17 protein-coding genes are annotated in these 17648 nt (G+C 56.6%); 10 read left to right on the plus strand and 7 right to left on the minus strand.

All coding sequences use genetic code 11. The features are described 5' to 3' along the window. The first annotated feature begins 4 nt into the window (after window positions 1-4). The 7 genes from trpE to trpA are packed head-to-tail and all read left to right on the plus strand — an operon-like array spanning window position 5 to window position 6652. Window positions 5-1501 (plus strand): anthranilate synthase component I, encoded by a 1497-nt coding sequence (gene trpE, locus Q8N00_00725; GenBank protein ID MDP2381307.1) that lies wholly within the window; start codon window positions 5-7, stop codon window positions 1499-1501. A gap of 24 nt (window positions 1502-1525) precedes the next feature. After that, window positions 1526-2089: an aminodeoxychorismate/anthranilate synthase component II gene (locus tag Q8N00_00730; GenBank protein ID MDP2381308.1), complete on the plus strand. Its 564-nt coding sequence runs from the start codon at window positions 1526-1528 to the stop codon at window positions 2087-2089. A 24-nt stretch (window positions 2090-2113) separates the two neighbouring features. Beyond that, complete coding sequence (gene trpD, locus Q8N00_00735; protein ID MDP2381309.1) at window positions 2114-3127, plus strand: anthranilate phosphoribosyltransferase; 1014 nt, start codon at window positions 2114-2116, stop codon at window positions 3125-3127. A 7-nt stretch (window positions 3128-3134) separates the two neighbouring features. After that, a complete protein-coding gene (trpC, locus tag Q8N00_00740) occupies window positions 3135-3956 on the plus strand; it encodes an indole-3-glycerol phosphate synthase TrpC (protein ID MDP2381310.1) in 822 nt (273 codons plus the stop codon). Window positions 3957-3966: 10 nt separating this feature from the next. Continuing rightward, the gene (locus tag Q8N00_00745) at window positions 3967-4599 is read left to right on the plus strand and encodes a phosphoribosylanthranilate isomerase (GenBank protein MDP2381311.1); all 633 of its coding nucleotides are present in this window, start codon (window positions 3967-3969) and stop codon (window positions 4597-4599) included. A gap of 38 nt (window positions 4600-4637) precedes the next feature. Continuing rightward, on the plus strand, window positions 4638-5837 hold the full coding sequence (trpB, locus tag Q8N00_00750; GenBank protein ID MDP2381312.1) for a tryptophan synthase subunit beta: 1200 nt from the start codon (window positions 4638-4640) through the stop codon (window positions 5835-5837). Then, window positions 5834-6652 (plus strand): tryptophan synthase subunit alpha, encoded by an 819-nt coding sequence (gene trpA, locus Q8N00_00755; protein MDP2381313.1) that lies wholly within the window; start codon window positions 5834-5836, stop codon window positions 6650-6652. The genes trpB and trpA overlap by 4 nt, the downstream gene beginning before the upstream one ends. A 110-nt stretch (window positions 6653-6762) precedes the next feature. Here the strand turns inward: trpA and Q8N00_00760 are convergent, their stop codons facing one another. The 7 genes from Q8N00_00760 to lnt form a co-directional block, all read right to left on the minus strand. Beyond that, entirely contained in the window at window positions 6763-7365 is a 603-nt protein-coding gene (locus Q8N00_00760) for a hypothetical protein (GenBank protein ID MDP2381314.1), read from the minus strand. Between the two features lie 21 nt (window positions 7366-7386). Continuing rightward, on the minus strand, window positions 7387-8526 hold the full coding sequence (traF, locus tag Q8N00_00765) for a conjugal transfer protein TraF (protein ID MDP2381315.1): 1140 nt from the start codon (window positions 8524-8526) through the stop codon (window positions 7387-7389). A 154-nt stretch (window positions 8527-8680) separates the two neighbouring features. Continuing rightward, window positions 8681-9343 carry an ABC transporter ATP-binding protein gene (locus Q8N00_00770; protein MDP2381316.1) on the minus strand — a complete coding sequence of 221 codons (663 nt, stop codon included), beginning with the start codon at window positions 9341-9343 and terminating at the stop codon, window positions 8681-8683. Window positions 9344-9376: 33 nt separating this feature from the next. Beyond that, the gene (locus tag Q8N00_00775) at window positions 9377-10657 is read right to left on the minus strand and encodes a lipoprotein-releasing ABC transporter permease subunit (protein ID MDP2381317.1); all 1281 of its coding nucleotides are present in this window, start codon (window positions 10655-10657) and stop codon (window positions 9377-9379) included. After that, window positions 10654-12141: a lysine--tRNA ligase gene (gene lysS / locus Q8N00_00780; GenBank protein ID MDP2381318.1), complete on the minus strand. Its 1488-nt coding sequence runs from the start codon at window positions 12139-12141 to the stop codon at window positions 10654-10656. The genes Q8N00_00775 and lysS overlap by 4 nt, the downstream gene beginning before the upstream one ends. A 205-nt stretch (window positions 12142-12346) precedes the next feature. Then, window positions 12347-13496, minus strand: a protein-coding gene (prfB, locus tag Q8N00_00785; protein ID MDP2381319.1) for a peptide chain release factor 2 whose coding sequence is annotated in 2 segments (ribosomal slippage) — window positions 12347-13429 and window positions 13431-13496 — 1149 coding nt in all. Because the reading frame shifts where the segments join, the coding sequence is not laid out codon by codon here. Window positions 13497-13513: 17 nt separating this feature from the next. Then, window positions 13514-15148, minus strand: coding sequence for an apolipoprotein N-acyltransferase (gene lnt / locus Q8N00_00790; GenBank protein ID MDP2381320.1), 1635 nt, complete (start codon window positions 15146-15148; stop codon window positions 13514-13516). A 206-nt stretch (window positions 15149-15354) separates the two neighbouring features. Between lnt and Q8N00_00795 the strand changes: the two genes are divergently transcribed. From Q8N00_00795 to Q8N00_00805, 3 genes are all read left to right on the plus strand, one after another. Next, entirely contained in the window at window positions 15355-15945 is a 591-nt protein-coding gene (locus Q8N00_00795) for an OmpA family protein (protein ID MDP2381321.1), read from the plus strand. Between the two features lie 66 nt (window positions 15946-16011). Next, the gene (locus Q8N00_00800) at window positions 16012-16632 is read left to right on the plus strand and encodes a hypothetical protein (protein MDP2381322.1); all 621 of its coding nucleotides are present in this window, start codon (window positions 16012-16014) and stop codon (window positions 16630-16632) included. 94 nt (window positions 16633-16726) lie between these two features. After that, on the plus strand, window positions 16727-17056 hold the full coding sequence (locus Q8N00_00805; GenBank protein MDP2381323.1) for a PilZ domain-containing protein: 330 nt from the start codon (window positions 16727-16729) through the stop codon (window positions 17054-17056). The last annotated feature ends 592 nt before the right edge of the window (window positions 17057-17648 follow it).

Below are 17648 nucleotides of genomic sequence, written 5' to 3' on the forward strand. Positions count from 1 at the left end.
TACCGTGGCGCCGCCGCAATACTCGCTCAGCCTCGACCAATTTCGGCAATATGCCGAACAGGGTAATCTCATTCCGCTCTATCGAGAGATTCTCGCGGACTATGAAACCCCCGTCTCTGCCTTTTCCAAAATCGATCATGGCCCCTCCGCCTACCTCCTAGAGTCTATTGAGGGGGGTGAGAAATGGGCGCGTTATTCCTTTCTCGGCAGTGGTTCGCCCGTTGTCGTCTACGAAGATCGTGGCGACCTGGTTGTCGTGCAGGGTACACGCAAGAAGCGTATTCCCAGTCGTGGAAATCCGCTTGAACGTCTGCGTGAGATGATGGAGGGTTATCGCCCGGTGACGGTGCCGGACCTGCCCCCGTTCGTCGGCGGTGCTGTTGGATATCTGAGCTACGATATGGTGCGGACGTTCGAGGACATGGCCGCCAGGCAGAAGGATCCTCTGAATCTGCCGGACTGTGCCTTCCTGCTCACCGATACCATGCTGATTTTCGACAATGTCGCCCAGAAGATCAAAGTCGTGTCTACTGCGCATATCACGGCGAAGGGGGAGCGTGGCCTCAAGGCCGCCTACCGGTTAGCCACGGAACGGATCGAGCGCATGATCGCGCGGCTGAAACGTCCGCTTCGCCGTGCTCGTCCGCATCGCCGCCGGAAGCCGGTGACGTTTACGTCGAATATGAGCAAGGCAGATTTTGAGAAGATGGTCGTGCGGACGAAGGAATATATTCGGGCCGGCGATATCGTCCAAACCGTGGTTTCTCAGAGATGGGAGACCAACCTGCAAGCGCCGCCGTTGCAACTCTATCGCGCCTTACGTGTGGTGAATCCGTCTCCCTATATGTATTACCTGCGTATTGCAGGGGTTGAGCTGGTCGGCTCCTCTCCTGAGACGCTCGTCCGGTGCGAAAACGGTGTCATCTCTCTTCGTCCCATTGCCGGCACGCGCCGCCGCGGGGCCACGCCGGAAGAAGATCAGCAGATGGAGAAGCGGTTGCTGGCGGATGAGAAGGAACGGGCCGAGCATGTCATGCTCGTGGATCTCGGGCGGAACGATGTCGGACGTGTGGCGAAAGCAGGGTCGGTCGTGGTGGATTCACTCATGCACGTCGAGCGGTATTCGCACGTCATGCACATCGTCTCGAATGTGACAGGGCAACTGGATGAGTCGAAGACCTCGTACGACGTATTGCGGGCTTGTTTTCCTGCCGGTACGGTCTCCGGCGCGCCGAAGATTCGCGCGATGCAGATCATCGATGAACTCGAGCCGACCAGGCGCGGGCCCTATGCCGGCGCGGTGGGATACCTCAGCTTCTCCGGCAACATGGACATGTGTATCAACATTCGCACTGTCGTCGTCAAAAAGCACCAGGCCTTCATCCAAGCCGGGGCTGGCATCGTTGCCGATTCGAATCCTGAACATGAATATGAAGAGACCTGCAACAAGGCTCAGGCCATGATGAAGGCTGTCCAATTGGCCGAGCAGGGATTGGAATGACCTGCGCGAGATACGAGTACTGACATGCTGCTGATGATCGACAACTACGATTCCTTCACCTACAACCTGGTGCAATACTTCGGGGAGTTGGGTGAAGATGTTCGGGTGTTTCGTAACAATAAGATTACGATTGAGCAGATTGAGTCGCTGAAACCCAGCCGCATCGTCATTTCTCCAGGGCCCTGTACGCCGATGGAAGCGGGTGTGTCGGTCGAGACCATCAGGCATTTCGGCGGGCGACTTCCTCTCTTGGGCGTCTGTCTCGGCCATCAATCTCTGGCCGTGGCGTTTGGCGGTGACGTGGTTCGAGCTGAACGGTTGATGCACGGGAAAACGTCGAAGATCCGGCATGACGGGAAAACGATTTTCTATCAGCTTCCCAATCCCTTTGATGCCACTCGCTACCATTCCCTGATCGTGAAACGGGACACCCTTCCGTCCTGCTTTGAGATCTCCGCCGAGACGTCGGAAGGGGAAATCATGGGCTTGCGCCATCGCTCATTGGGCATTGAAGGGGTGCAGTTTCACCCAGAGTCGATCCTCACCACGGCGGGGAAGGACCTCCTCCGTAACTTCCTGAAGTTGTAGGAAGGTCCGCCTGATTTCCCAGCCATGATCAAAGACGCAATCGCCAAACTTGCCGACCGCTCTTCTCTCACCGAGCTCGAAGCCGAATCGGTGATGTTGGAGATCATGGAAGGCGCAGCGACTCCGGCCCAAATTGCCGCCTACTTGATGGGGCTTCGTCTCAAGGGAGAAACCGTCGAAGAAATATCCGGTTCCGTGCGGGCGATGCGAGCCAAGGCTGTCCGCATCGCCATCGGAGATCCTCTCACCGTGGATCCCTGTGGTACGGGCGGGGATGGCGCGCATACGTTCAATATTTCCACGACGGTTGCGTTTGTCATCGCAGGGGCAGGATTAACCGTGGCGAAACACGGGAACCGTTCGGTGTCATCCAAGTCAGGAAGCGCAGACGTTCTCTCGGCGCTCGGGGTGAAGATCGATCTACCGACGGAGCGGGTGGCCGATTGCATCAATGAAGTGGGCATCGGCTTTCTCTTTGCCCCGCTCTACCATGGAGCCATGAAACATTGTGCCGGTCCTCGACAGGAGATGGGCATTCGAACCATGCTGAATCTCTTAGGCCCGCTGGCCAATCCGGCAGGAGCGACCATCCAAGTGCTCGGCGTCTATGAGGGGAGATTGACCTCTCTGTTGGGAAACGTCCTCATGCATTTGGGATCGCAACATTGTTTTGTCGTCCATGGGATGGACGGACTCGATGAGATCACCCTGACCGCAAAGACGCAGGTGTCAGAGGCCAAAGGGGGCGTGCTGTCGAACTATCTTCTGGATCCGGCGGATCTAGGATTGGCACTGGTCCCGGCGAAACAGCTCGCAGGAGGGACGCCACAAGAGAACGCGCTGATCACGCGTGACATTCTTCAGGGGCGTAAAGGCCCCAAACGGGACATCGTCTGTTTGAATGCCGCTCCGGCTCTTGTCGCTGGGCGCAAGGCGACAACTCTTCAAGATGGTTTCCGTTTGGCTGGCCAGGCCATCGATTCAGGCGCTGCCGCCGAGAAATTGGCGCGCCTCATCACATTTACGAATAGGGGATGACGGTCTCGTGATTCTTTCTCGTATTCTGGAGCATAAGAAAGCGGAACTCCGGCATAAGCAAAGCCGCGGGTACCTCTCTGAGCTGAAGAAAAGAATTCAGGACGCACCAGGTGTGTTAGGTTTCGCCGTCGCTCTCGAAGCGACAAAAACGGCCGGCAGCCCGTCGCTGATCGCCGAAGTTAAAAAGGCCTCGCCCAGTCTTGGTCTCCTCCGGCCCGAGTTCTCCGAGCGGTTTAATTACCTCGAGATTGCCAAGGCCTACCATGCGCATGGCGCGTCGGCTCTGTCTGTCTTAACCGACAAGGATTTTTTTCAAGGCAGTCTCGACTACCTTCGCGAGATCAAAGAATCGGTGCCGATGCCTGCCTTGAATAAAGAGTTCATGGTCGAAGAGATCCAGTTTTACGAGGCGCGTGCCTACGGAGCCGATGCCGTGCTTTTGATCGTCGCAGCATTGGAACGTCAGCAATTAATAGACTTCTATGCGCTCGCTCGCGGGTTAGGGCTGGATGTCTTGATCGAAACTCATCATGAGCGAGAACTCGACAGAGTGTTGGAGCGTGTCCCGGACGCGCGGCTGATCGGTATCAACAATCGGGACCTCAAGACCTTCACGACGGATCTAGGCGTGACTCTGCGGTTGGCTAAACGAATCCCGGTGGACAAGCTGATCATCAGTGAAAGCGGGATCCACACACGTGCTGATGTCGAACGGCTCGTCGAAGCCGGTATCCATGCCATGCTCGTCGGAGAATCGCTCATTCGCGCAGAAGATACGGCGGCCAAGATCCGCGAGCTGATGGGAATACCGGATTCATCTCATATCTAATATGTCCTATATCGCTAAAGTGAAAATCTGTGGCATTACCAGCGCTGAGGACGCGAGGGTTGCTGTCGAGGCCGGTGCCGATGCTCTCGGCTTTATTTTTTATCGAAAGAGCCCTCGATACATCGAGCCTGCGGTGGCCAGGCAAATCATTATGAATCTGCCTCCCTTGGTGATCCCGGTGGGGGTCTTCGTCAATGAAGAGTCGCAAGCCGTTCGGAATGTCATGGACGAGTGTGGCCTCGCATTCGCCCAGTTGCATGGGAATGAAACCGCGACCTATTGCCAGGAGTTAGGCCGTCCGGTCCTCAAAGCACTCCGCGTGAAAGACCGGAGTGCATTTCTTGCGTTGGCGGAATATCGTGGACGGGCCGGCGTTCGAGGGTTCGTGCTGGATGCATTTTCCGATCAGGCCTATGGGGGCACCGGACAGGTGATCGATTGGGCAGTTGCCGCAGAGGCCGCCAAGGCTGCGAACATTCTCCTGGCTGGAGGGCTCACTCCGGACAATGTCGGGGAGGCGATCAAGGCTGTGCAACCCTATGGCGTGGATGTCAGCAGCGGTGTGGAGCGTGAGCCAGGGAAGAAGGATCACGAGAAAGTGCGCGCATTTATTCGCGCTGCCAAGGTTGTCTCTCAAGACTAGCCACGTTTATACTAAATCGACATCAAACGAATGTGAGGATGACGATGGGCGCAGTTCCCAACAAACAAGGCCGCTTCGGTGCCTACGGTGGACGGTATGTTCCTGAAACACTCATGCCCGCGTTGCTTGAGTTGGAAGAGGAATATGCCCGTGCGAAAAAAGACCGGCGCTTCCAGTCCGAGCTGGCCTCTTATTTAAAGCACTATGTCGGTCGACCCACCTCGCTCTACTTCGCGCAACGACTCACCAAGCGTCTGGGTGGCGCGAAGATCTATTTGAAGCGTGAAGACCTCTGTCATACCGGCGCCCATAAGATTAATAACGCGATTGGCCAGGGGCTGCTGGCCTTGCGGATGAAGAAGCCGCGCATCATCGCTGAAACAGGGGCCGGGCAACATGGCGTAGCGACGGCAACCGTTGCGGCGATGTTCGGTTTGCAATGTGAAATCTACATGGGGACCGAGGACATGCAGCGCCAGGCGCTGAACGTCTTCCGGATGAGATTGCTCGGTTCGACCGTGACCGGTGTCGATGCCGGGAGCCGCACGCTGAAGGATGCGATCAGCGAAGCCATGCGGGATTGGACGACGAACATCCGCACGACGCACTATATTCTCGGTTCAGTGCTTGGGGCCCATCCCTATCCCATGATGATTCGGGACTTCCAAGCCATCATCGGGCGAGAAACCAGACGTCAGATCCTGGCAGCAGAAGGCCGGTTGCCGGATTGTCTGATCGCCTGCGTCGGTGGCGGCAGCAATGCGATGGGACTTTTCCATGCGTTCATCAAAGACAAGAAGGTGAAGATGGTGGGCGTCGAGGCGGGAGGCCTGGGGGTGGCAAGCGGAAAACATGCCGCGCGTTTTGAGGGAGGTAAACCTGGCGTCTTGCAAGGCACCATGACCTATCTCCTCCAGGATGACGATGGGCAAATTAACCTGACGCATTCCGTCTCGGCCGGGTTAGATTATGCCGCAGTCGGCCCCGAACATAGTTATTTGCGGGATCAAGGTCGCGCCTCCTACACCTCGGTGACCGATGATGAAGCGATGGCGGCGTTCGACTTGCTGGCGAGAGAAGAGGGGATCATGCCGGCTCTCGAAAGTGCCCATGCCATTGCCCACACGGTGAAGGTAGCGCCCACGATGAAGAAGAGCCAGATCCTGGTCGTGAATCTCTCCGGTCGTGGAGATAAGGACGTGCAACAGGTCGCAAAGATGCGAGGAATCACGTTATGACATCGAGACTGGACCGAACCTTTGCACAACTTCGACAGAGGGGAGAGCAGGCCCTCATTGCCTATGTGATGGCAGGCGACCCTTCACTGGAAGAGACAGCACAACTGGTTGTGGAGTTAGAACGTGCTGGAGCCGACATCATCGAGTTGGGTGTTCCATTTTCAGACCCGATCGCCGATGGTCCCGTGATACAGCAGGCAGCGGAGCGAGCGCTGCGCAGCGGGACGTCGCTCCGCAACATCCTTCCCATGGTGACCAGACTGAGGACTCAGACTCAGATTCCATTGGTCTTGATGGCCTACTACAATAATATCCATGCATTCGGCCCTGAGCGGTTTTGCCATGAGGCGGTCCAGGCCGGTGTCGATGGGCTGATCGTGCCGGATATGCCGCCGGATGAAGCGGGCCCGCTCAAAGGCCCTGCTGCAGCAGCAGGGCTTCAACTGATTTTCCTCCTTGCTCCCACGAGTACAGCTGATAGGAGAAAATTCGTGGCGCGCCAATCACAAGGCTTCGTGTATTACGTGTCGCTCACCGGGATCACCGGCGCAAAACTGCTGAACGTGGCCGATGTGGCGAAGAATGTCGAGAAGATCAGGAAGGTGACGCAGGTGCCGGTGGCGGTCGGCTTCGGAGTGGCGACACCGGAGGATGCGGCCAATGTGGCCGCCATTGCCGATGGTGTCATTGTCGGCAGCGCCATCGTAAAGCAGATTGCCGCGCACCAGCAGAAGCCGGATATGGTCAAGCAGGTCGGGGAATTTGTCCGCTCATTGAAAACGGCGATGAAGGCATCGCTGGCTAAGGCCCGCTAGTCGTCGACTCGACATCTCTCTGTATGAAAAGCAGGGAGAGGCACTCCCCCATCTCTGATGGGCAGGTCAGAATCTCAACTGTGACGAGAATAATTCAGGCGGGACAGGAACTATCGTTTGGCTTGGGGGGGCATGGCCTTAATCATCTCTGCTGCCAGCTCTTTCGCTATATCTTTTAAGTTCGGGCGATAGAACATATAGCTGCTCGACCGTTCATGGCGCGCCTTCCAGACGGTGGTGCCGGTTGTGGCGTCGACAAGACGGATGCTCAGGCCCACGCGCCCGACGTTATCGCCTTCCTTGCGCATGTATTCCCAGGAGTTCACTCGGACGACTAGGAAGGAGTCCACGTTCATCGCCTTGCCCAACTTCAGCGCCGAGTCCTTGTCGGACTGGCCGGTCATTTCCAGACGTGAGAAGTAGAACACCAGCGCATCAAACGCTTCCTTGGACGCTTGGAAGATATCCGTCACATTTTCTGGAGACACGACGCGTTCGATATTGGCGACCTTATTCAGCGCGGCGGATAAGACTTCTTGAATATCCTCGCGTGCGCTGTCGTATTGGCTGGCCATGGGAGGGAGCACCGCAATGGCTTGAGGCCGGAACATTCTCGCCCCTGGTCCTTCCCAGACTTCCTGTAAGCCGCCACAGCCGGCAATCAGGAGCGGAAGTACACAGAGGAGGATGGCGCGTCGTAGGTGATGCAGCATGAACATGGGTTCAGTATACCATTAGAACGTCAAAGAGAGAGAAAGAGAGCCCAGTGCTCCCTTCTCACGAAAATCATATCCGCCCCCGACATCCATACGAAAGGCAAAGATCCGTAGGCCCAGCCCTGCAGTCGGGGTAAAGGGAGTATTGGCATCTTTCATGTTTTTAAAACCGCCAACCCGAAAGGACAGAAACTCTGACAAAATGGTCTGTTCCGCACCAAGGCTCAAGATCTGGCTCTTCACTCCAGGCACAAATGTTTTATTCGCCATGGCATCGACATCCGCGGTTAAGGTGAGAGAAGAGTAGGGGTTGATGGCCATACCGCCGCGAATTTGCGGCTCCAGCTTCAATTCTCCACCGCCTGCGGCCGTGAAGGTCGGTTGATTGATATCTTTGGCCACGGCACCAAAGCGGAGCCATGAGGAGGGGCGGTAGATGGCACCCACGTCGATTCCAAATGCTGTCGAAAGCGTGGACTTCCCAAAGTTGTCTCTCACCGATACGTCGGTTCCTCCGGTGAGCGTCGTATTCGCATTGTAGGAGGCGCCTTGGATGATTTTCCCTGTTACGCCAACCGAAAATGTCTTATCTGCGAACGCATAGGCATAAGAGAATGCCAGCTGTCTGGCCTCCAGGCCACGGAGCGCCATGGTTCCAGCTAAATTCACGGCTGCTCCATTTTGAGTCGCTGTAGCTGGAGCACTGACGAAGGCACCACCTGTTGCGACATCGGAAACATTCAGGCCGAAGGCATGCTCACCTAAATGGCCTTTGATATAGAGGCCCGTTGATCCATTCAACGATATCGCGGCGCCGGGTTTATTGATGCGAGCGGCGATGTCTTGAGCCTTTGCAAGATTTGCAGCGGTGTTCGGATCATTTGGATTGAATTTCTCAAGGTCGTGGATCGCATCTGCAATACCGAGACGATCGAAGACCTGAGCTCCGCCTAGTACTCTGATATCCACCGTTTGCGTCATGGCCAAGCCGGCCGGGTTCCAATAGGTCGCCAGGGCATCTGTCGTGACCGCGACTCCCGCACCACCCATACCCATGGCGCGAGGACCCACCGTGACGAATTCCACCGCACATACTTGTGCGGGAAGCGCCAAGATCATCAGAGACGTCACCGTGTACAGCCACCGCGAATAGATCATTGAACGCCATTTCCAAGGAGTTGAGATATTTTGCTGAGTCTATTGGATGAAGCAGCTCTCGTCAAGGGTAGACGAGGGGACTCTCGCGCAGGTAAACGGGGGGATTGTGCCGTCTCGGGAGTTTGAGAAAATAGATCAGATGTTCTGGGCGGTCTTAGACGATCTGGCCATCCTGCATCTGTATGATCCGGTCGGCCTGACCTGACAGCTTATCGTTATGGGTCACGATGACGAAGGTCGTTCCGCGGGCTTTGTTCAGCTCGCGCATCATCGCAAAGAGGGCATCGCCCGTATGCGTATCCAGGTTTCCGGTCGGTTCATCGGCCAGCACGAGATCCGGCTTCTGTAAGAGGGCCCGTGCTACTGCCACACGTTGTTGTTCTCCACCGGACAACTCACCAGGCTTGTGATGCAGGCGGGATCCCAGCCCGACTTCCTGCAACAAGGCGATGGCTTCAGGTTCAATATCTGCTTGTTGTCGTCGCTGGATCAGGGCCGGCATACAGGCATTCTCAAGTGCGGTGAACTCCGGCAGGAGATGGTGAAATTGAAAGACGAACCCGATCCGCCGATTCCGAAATTCTGCCTGCTCATGTTCCGACATCTGAAACATGTCCTGACCGTCGAAGTAGACCGTGCCTGTCGTGGGCCGATCGAGCATCCCGATAATATGGAGGAGCGTGCTCTTTCCGGCTCCCGATGCCCCGACGATCGAGACAAGTTCGCCTCGTTGAATGTCTAGACTGATGCCTTTCAGCACCGTCAGCTCATTTCCGCCCATGACAAAGGTCTTCGAGAGATCAGTGACACGAATCATAGACACCCAGCGGGCTTAAGTGGTGAGACGAGTTTATTCATAACGAAGGGCCGCCACCGGCTCGAGTTTGGCTGCCTGACGAGAGGGGAGAAGCGTCGCGGCAAAGCTGATGAGGATCGCCGAACCGGCAACCAGGAGCACATCGGAGGCCAACACGTGTACGGGTATGCGTGAGATGTAATAGACCGTCGGATCGAACGTCCAAAACGTTTGGATCAACCAGAGAAAGGCATAGCCAAGCGGAATGCCGATGACGGTGCCGGTCAGTCCGATGATCAGTCCGTTCAGCATGAAGATCCGGCGAATGCTTTTCTTCGTGGCGCCCATCGCTTTCAAAATAGCGATCTCTTTTTGTTTTTCGGTCACGATCATCGTGAGTGTGCTGACGATGTTGAACGACGCCACGATGGTAATCAGGACCAACAGGAGAAACATCATCGTCTTCTCAAGCTTCAAGGCAGAAAAGAGGTTGCGGTTCATCGCCATCCAGTCGCGCGCCCCGTAGGTAAATCCCAATGCATGTTCCACCGATCTGGCGATCTCATCGGCGCGAAAGACGTCGGTCACCTTGATTTCGACGCCCGTGACTGACCCACTCATGTTGAAAAACTTCTGCGCCTCGGCAAGGTCGATATAGGCCAGCGAGGAGTCGTATTCATACATGCCGGATTGAAAGATACCGGCGACGGCGAAGGTCCTGATCTTCGGGACCATGCCGATGGCGCTAATGGGACCAGCAGGAGGAGAGACGACATTTACCGTATCACCCATAAAGGCGCCGAGTCGCAACGCGAGTTCTTTTCCCAGGATAATTCCGGGCCTTTCGATGTCGACCGGGGTTCCGGTTGGATCGTCAGCCGGCGGTTGCTTGATCGTGATGGGCTTCTGGAGATCGCTCAACTCGCCAGTCGAAAGATTCTTGGCCAGCTCCGTGACCGTTCCTTCCCGTTGGGGATCGATCCCCCTGATCACGACGCCTTGCACGCCGGATGGCGTGGTCAGCATGACTTGCTTCAGGATAAAGGGGGTTGCGGCGACCACATCCGGCACCTCCTGTACCTGTATGGCAACCTTGTCGTAATCGGTCATCCCGTCTTTCATGCGGTCCTGCACGATGATATGGGCCGTCGTGCCGAGAATCTTAGCCTGGATGTCCTCTTTGAAGCCGGTCATGATGCCAACGGTGCCGATCAAGGCAGCCACGCCCAGCGTAATGCCCGCAATCGATACGAAGGTGTTGAGTGAAATCGTCCGGTTGCGCCGTTTGGCCCGCAGGTATCGGAGCCCGACAAAAATTTCGTAGGGAACGGTCATTGTGGTTTCTCAGGTCTCAATTGTGGAAAGAGGACGACATCGCGAATGGACGCTTGGTTGGTCAAGAGCATGATTAAGCGGTCGATGCCGATGCCTTCGCCGGCGGTCGGTGGCATGCCGTACTCCAAGGCGCGCAGAAAGTCTTCGTCGACCAGATGAGCTTCTTCGTCGCCGGCTGCCCGTTGCGCCGCTTGCCCTTCAAATCGCGACCGTTGATCCAGGGGATCGTTCAACTCTGAAAACGCGTTGGCGATTTCGCGGCCTGCGATATAGAGCTCGAACCGGTCGGTCAGGGCCGGGTTCGAGTCTTTGCGTCTGGCGAGCGGAGAAATTTCGATCGGGTAGTCGGTGATGAACGTCGGCTGAATCAGACTCGGTTCGACCGTTTCCTCGAACAGTTCATTCACGATATTGAAGAGCGGCCAGTTGGGGTCGACCGCGACGCCCAGTTGTTTGGCCGCGGCAATCGCTAGATCCTTGTCCTGCAGGACAGAGGGACTCAGGTTGTTCACTTCCAGGATCGACTGATGATAGGACCAGCGCCTCCACGGAGCCGTGAGGGTGATTTGTTTGCCCTGATAGTCGATCACCGTGGTGCCGAGGACCTGTTGTGCCAGGGAGGAGATGAGTTCTTCCGTGAGGATGATCAGGTCCTGATAGTCGGCATAGGCCATATAGAACTCGAGCATCGTGAACTCAGGGTTATGAATCGTCGAGATGCCTTCGTTCCGGAAGTTCCGATTGATTTCGAACACGCGGGGAAAGCCGCCGACGATCAGCCGCTTTAAATAGAGTTCCGGTGCGATGCGGAGATAGAGATCGACCCCGAGGGCATTATGGTGCGTGACGAAGGGTTTGGCCGCCGCACCTCCTGGAATCGGATGCATCATCGGCGTTTCGACTTCCAGGAACCCTCGTTCGATCAAGAAGGTACGAATGCCGGCGATGATTCGGCTGCGCGTGGCGAAGATGCCATGGATCTCGGGATTGGAAATCAAGTCGACATATCGCTGCCGATAGCGGGTCTCCACATCCGTCAAGCCATGCCACTTTTCCGGAAGCGGTCTGAGGGCCTTGCTCAAGAAGGTCAGTTGGGTGACCTCGACGGTAAACTCATTGGTCTTGGTACGAAAGAGGAGGCCGGTCACACCGATCCAATCGCCCAGGTCGAGCTGCTCGGCGACACGATAGGCTTGTTCAGTGAGATGGTCTTTCTTGAGATAGACTTGCAGCCGGTCCGATCCATCCTGCAGGACCGCGAAGCCGGCCTTGCCGAAGCGCCGCAGTGCGACAATACGTCCGGCAAAGGTGCAGGAAATCTTTTCTTCTTCCAGGACTTCTTTGGTCTTTTCGGAGTGGAGCTTGATCAGCTGGCCTGCACGATCCTTGACTTCGAATCGCGCTCCGTAGGGGGCCACGCCTGCCTCACGCAGGACATCGAGCTTCTTGATCCGTTGCTGCTGCTGTTCGTTCAGTTCGTCCATGATGTACGCCTTTATCAATTGTCTTTCCCTGCTTGGCAGGGTGCTGAAAAAGTCCGCCAGCGTCGTTCTCAGCTCATCGAAATCCTCAACGTACCCCTGAGGGTACGCCTCCGGTTTCGACTCGCCTGCGGCCTTGCTGGACAGCCTTTTTGAACACCCTGTGCGGATGCTCGCTCGTTGTGCCGCAACACCTTTTTCTAGCCTATCAGCTGTCGAACTCGTCCGTTCCGGACTGTTGATAGCTGAGCGCGGTTTTCCCGAGCTGCTTCATCTTTAAATAGGCCTCGATAAAGCCGTCCAGATCACCATCCATCACGGCGGCGACCTGGCCCACTTCATGCCCGGTCCGGTGGTCTTTCACCATTTGATAGGGCTGGAATACATACGAGCGAATTTGGCTACCCCAGGCATTGTCTTTCTTCTCGCCCACGATGGCGTTGAATTCCGCCTCTTTTTTCTTCAGCTCCAGTTCGTAGAGACGTGCCTTCAAGACCTTCATGGCGCCATTGCGATTTTGTAGCTGCGATCGTTCGTTCTGACATTGGACGACGATCCCGGTCGGCAGGTGGGTCATCCGAATGGCGGTCTCCACCTTATTCACATTCTGGCCACCGGCGCCGCCTGCCCGAAAGGTATCGATTCTGAGGTCTTTGTCTTCGATCACGAGGTCGATCTCCTCGTCCACCTCAGGATAGACGAATACCGAGGCAAAAGAGGTATGCCGACGCTTGTTGGCATCGAAGGGCGAGATGCGAACCAATCGATGAACGCCTGCCTCAGCCTTGAGATAGCCATAGGCATAGGGGCCCGTTACGGACAGGGTCACGCTTTTCACTCCGGCTTCTTCTCCGGGAATTAAGTCCAACGTCTCGATCTTGAACTTCTTGCTCTCGGCCCAACGGACGTACATGCGGAGCAGCATCTGCGCCCAGTCTTGTGATTCTGTCCCGCCGGCACCGGGATGGATTGCCACAATCGCATTGTTGGCATCCAGCTCGCCGGAAAGCAGCAGTTCAAGCCGCAGGGCGGCAAGTTTCGGCTCGAATTGGTCGAGTTCGGCTGCCAACTCTTTCAGGAGTCCGGTGTCGTTGGTTTCTTCCGCGAGCTCCAGTAAGGCGCCAATATCATTGATCTTCCCATCGATCTCGCGCCACTCTTGCAGCTCACGCTCGATCGTGGACTTTTTCCGGCTGATCTTGGCGGCTTTCTGTGCGTGGTTCCAAAAACCAGGTTGTGAGGTCTGTTCGTCCAGATGTGCCAGCTCGGTTGTCATGCGAGCGAAGTCAAAGATGCCCCCGTAGTTCCGTTACCGATTGTCCAACGGCCCGAACGCGAATCCGTATCTCATCCAACATGGAGCGATCCTTTCACATTACACCGGTGTGGCAGCCACGGTGTTGGGCTCAGGGCCCTTGGTCCTGAAATAGCTGAACAGGAACAACAGGAGGCAGATTATCACACAGCCGTAGGCAAACACATCCCCGTGGCGGCTGTAAAACGTATGCGGGCGCCAGACCTGCATCGTGCCTTGAGCGGTGTGTTCCGTGAAAATTGGCGTCGCTTCGACGATGCGTCCGAACGGATCGATGAAACCGGAGATGCCCGTGTTCGCGGCACGGGCAAAGGCTAGATGATTCTCGACCGAACGGAAGACCACCATCGCAAAATGCTGTGAGGGCGCAGCCGAGCGGCCAAACCAAGCATCGTTCGTAATCGTCACGAGGAACTCCGCCCCATTCGCGGCGAATCGCCGCACGAGGTCGGGGAAGATCACCTCGTAGCAGATCGCCACGCCGAACTTGACCGGTCGCGGCGATGAGCCGGACGTACCTACCGCCGCCGCTTGCGGCTTCGGTGTTACGGTGAGAATCGTGGGACCAGGTCCCGCTTCGAAATCGCCGATGCCTTCGACCAATTTGTCGAGGAAAAACAGGAGCGAGGATTTCAGTGGAATATATTCTCCGAAGGGCACCAGATGATGTTTGTCATAGCGACCCAGGAGCTGGCCGTCTGGTGCGAGAAGATAGGCACTGTTCAGCAGATAGGGATGCCGATCTGGGTAATGCCGTACGGCAGGGCTTCCAAATAAGATCGGAGCCTGAGCCCGATTGGCCAGTGCGATCAGTTGCAGTTGATAGACCGGCTCATGCTCAAAGACGAACGGGGTGGCGGCCTCCGGCCAGATCACCAAGTCGGTGGCACGGCCCAGTTGTCCCGTGAGCCGGTCGAACCGCGCGAGGGTCTCCTCCCGATAGGCGGTATCCCACTTCGCGGCCTGATCAACGTTCGGCTGCACGACTCCCACGCTGATGGACGAGCGAGGGATACCGGAAAACGGCGCTCCAGATAACGTCCGAAGCCCATATTCCCATGAGAGCGCGACCAGCAATGCCGTCATCGCGACGAGTTCCCACGGAAGTTTGGCCGGACGGAATCCCCGCAGTAGCGGCATCAGACAGGACAGGAGTTCGGCCAGCGCGACATTGACGAGCACAATGAGAAACGAGACCCCATAGACCCCCATGTGATCCGCGATTTGAATTACTTCAATTGTTCGATATTGCGAATAGCCGAGGAGGCCCCAGGGCATGCCACTCAGCGCATAGGTCCGGATCAGTTCGAGGCTCACCCACAAGCAGGGGACGGCAAAGAGACCATAGCGGGGAATCAGGGTTCGGCACCAGACGGCTCCGGCAGCATAGAGACCGATATAGAGGCCGAGGTAGGCCGTCAGCAGCAACATGATGCCGTAGCTGATCACCAGTGGAACCTTCCCGTAGGTGGTCATGGCGGTCACCACCCAGGCCATCATCCCGGTAAAGGCAATGGTGCCGCAGAGCCAGCCGATCCAGAACGCCTGTTGCTTGCTCTTGCCGTCCAGGGCCCAATGCAACGGCACAAGGGCAATCCAGGCCATCAGACCGAGGTCGTAATTCGGGAAGCTCAGCGGGAGGAAGAGCCCACTCGCGCCAGCAAGGACGAGTGAACGCGCGAGGGAATGGGTCATACCCGCACCTTAGCGAAAGCCGTAAAGGGATGCAACTTCCTGCTCTCCGAAGCGGGCACGGTCCAGCGCGGATGGGGGGGAAGATTATGGGTTGACGGGCCCCGGCCGAGTACTTATAAATAGGGAGGATGACAATCTGTTCGCGAGCATGCTGAATAAGATGAAACCGTTCACCCAAAGATCACGTCAATGTGAGGAGGCCCGTCATGGATCGTAGAGTTATCAGTCTGTCTGTCACTGTGAGCGTCATGCTCCTGTTCTCGGGCTGCTCCGGCAAACAAGTGGCGTCGTCATCCGGAGATCAGTCCTCCAAGTCCGGCCAGGTCAAGAGCGAGTCGATCCAACCGGATGCGATTAAGCCGATACCCTTGGAGCGATCGCTCGACCGGCCATCCGGTAGCGGGACCATTCCTGCCGGTAGCGCCTCATCCAATCCTTCGCTCCTGTCCGGGGCTACGTCAGGCGGCGCTGTACTCGGCGATGTGTTTTTTGCATACGATCGTTTCCAAGTCGACAAGGACGCCATGCCGATCCTCGATAGCAATGCCCGCTGGCTTCGTGCCAACGGTAGTAAGACGGCGCTGATCGAAGGCCATTGCGATGAACGAGGGACCCTCGCCTACAACCTTGTGTTGGGTGAGAAGAGGGCGCGCGCGGCGAAGAAATACCTTCAAGATCTTGGCGTTCCGTCCGCTCAGCTTCAGATCACGAGTTACGGGGAAACGAGACCCTTCTGTGAGCAGCAGAACGAAGAATGTTATCAACAGAACCGCCGTGCGCATTTCGTCACGAAATAAACATGGGTCGGTACAGTCGCAAGCCCCATGCGCTGCATCAGACCATTTACCACGAAGGAGGCATCTGTGAAGTACGCGCATATCGTCGGATTCGGGCTCCTTGGAATCGTTTTGACGGCTGGTTGCGCTGGCAAGGGCGAGCGCATCGCTCTCAAGGTCCCTATGTCATGCGGGGCCGATGAGAAGGTGGCTGCAAAGCATGCCGCAACCGTCTCAATTCAGCCATTTGAAGACAGTCGCACAGACCGGTCATTGCTCGGTAGCCGGCAACATCTTTGGGGCGGGGAGAGTCACTTCAGCCTTTCGAGCGGCACGCTCGGTGATGCCACGGCACAGGCCTTTGCCGACTATCTCAACTCGAAAGGCTGGAATGCGACCGTTGCCAAAGGCACCGGAGCCATAGGGGCCGATATGACGATGACCGGCAAACTGGTCGATGTCGGGGTAGAGGCGAAGAGCGGTATGGGGCAGACGACCCTCAACGCTAAGAACCGGATGGTTGTCCAAGTCAAGAACCACGTGGATGGGAGTCAAGTCCTCGAGACGTTGACCAGTACAGGAACCAACCAGGTGTTCTGGTTCGATCCGGAGGATGCGCAGGAGTTGCTCAACGAACTCTATAGCAAGAACTTTGAAAAGTTCGTCGCCGATACCAAGCTCGATGGCAAGATCCTCAAGCTCAGGTAGCTGAATGGTCACTACGGAGCGGGAGGCCTTCGATGCGGGGATCGGTGATTGCGATCCCCGCAGAGTCCTGTCGAGACCGGAGTCTTGAATCAGCATGGAACGTCGCCAACACCGGCGGGTACCGGTACAGGTGCAGGGATTCTTGTTGGGGAACTCGCATGAAACCGAAGCGGTGACCCTCGACCTGTCAGTCGGTGGCGCCAAGTTCGATTGCGACCTCGAAGTCTTTCCCGGCAAGGTGCTCCATGTGCGACTCATCATTCCGGGGTCTGAAGAATCGGTCTCGATTGCGGATGCGCGAGTCCAGTGGGTGGGGGAGGACATGTTCGGAGTCTCGTTTCAGAATGTCCATCCTGGCGAACTGGATGAGTTGGAGCAGCTCATCGACGAATATGAAGAGGCCGAAGGCGGAGGTCACGCATAATTGTGCCAATGCTTGACTCGCTCCCATCGGGGGAATATCGTATCGCTGTGGGGGGAGCTTAACGCCCCGAGGGAATATGGTTCATCAGGGGATCGAGCGTTGGGATGGTGTGCAAGCCCAGCTTGACTGGGAAGCCTAAAGTCCCGCCGAGATTTCCGCCGTACCTAGCTGTCCTCGGCAGGTGCGCGCTCCTCCCACCCTAATTAGGATGCTGAAAAAGTCCTCCAGCTTCGTTCTCGCATCGTTCAGACCCTCAACGTACCCTCCGGGTACGCCTCGGATCTTCACTCGCTGCGGCCTTGCTGGAAGGCCTTTTTGAGCATCCTTCTGGCGTGAGTACCCGTTGCGCCGCTCGTTCAGGCCATCGAAACTTCGGCGTAGCACAATAATTTTCCTGCAGCCTACTAATCTCTCTTGCATCCTGGTCGGTAGTTTTTCCATCTCACCGCCGCGCCATGGTCCGATTAATTCTTTTGCTGCTCATCCCTCACGCTGACATCAAGAAGCACGCGTGACCATTTCACTGGCTTCGGATGGCCTGAGGGTTTGCTGAACCGCTCAATCTGTGTACAATGCCGTTCCGTTTCATTGC

The organism is Nitrospirota bacterium, from assembly GCA_030684575.1.
In the GTDB taxonomy this organism is placed as follows: Bacteria; Nitrospirota; Nitrospiria; order Nitrospirales; family Nitrospiraceae; genus Palsa-1315.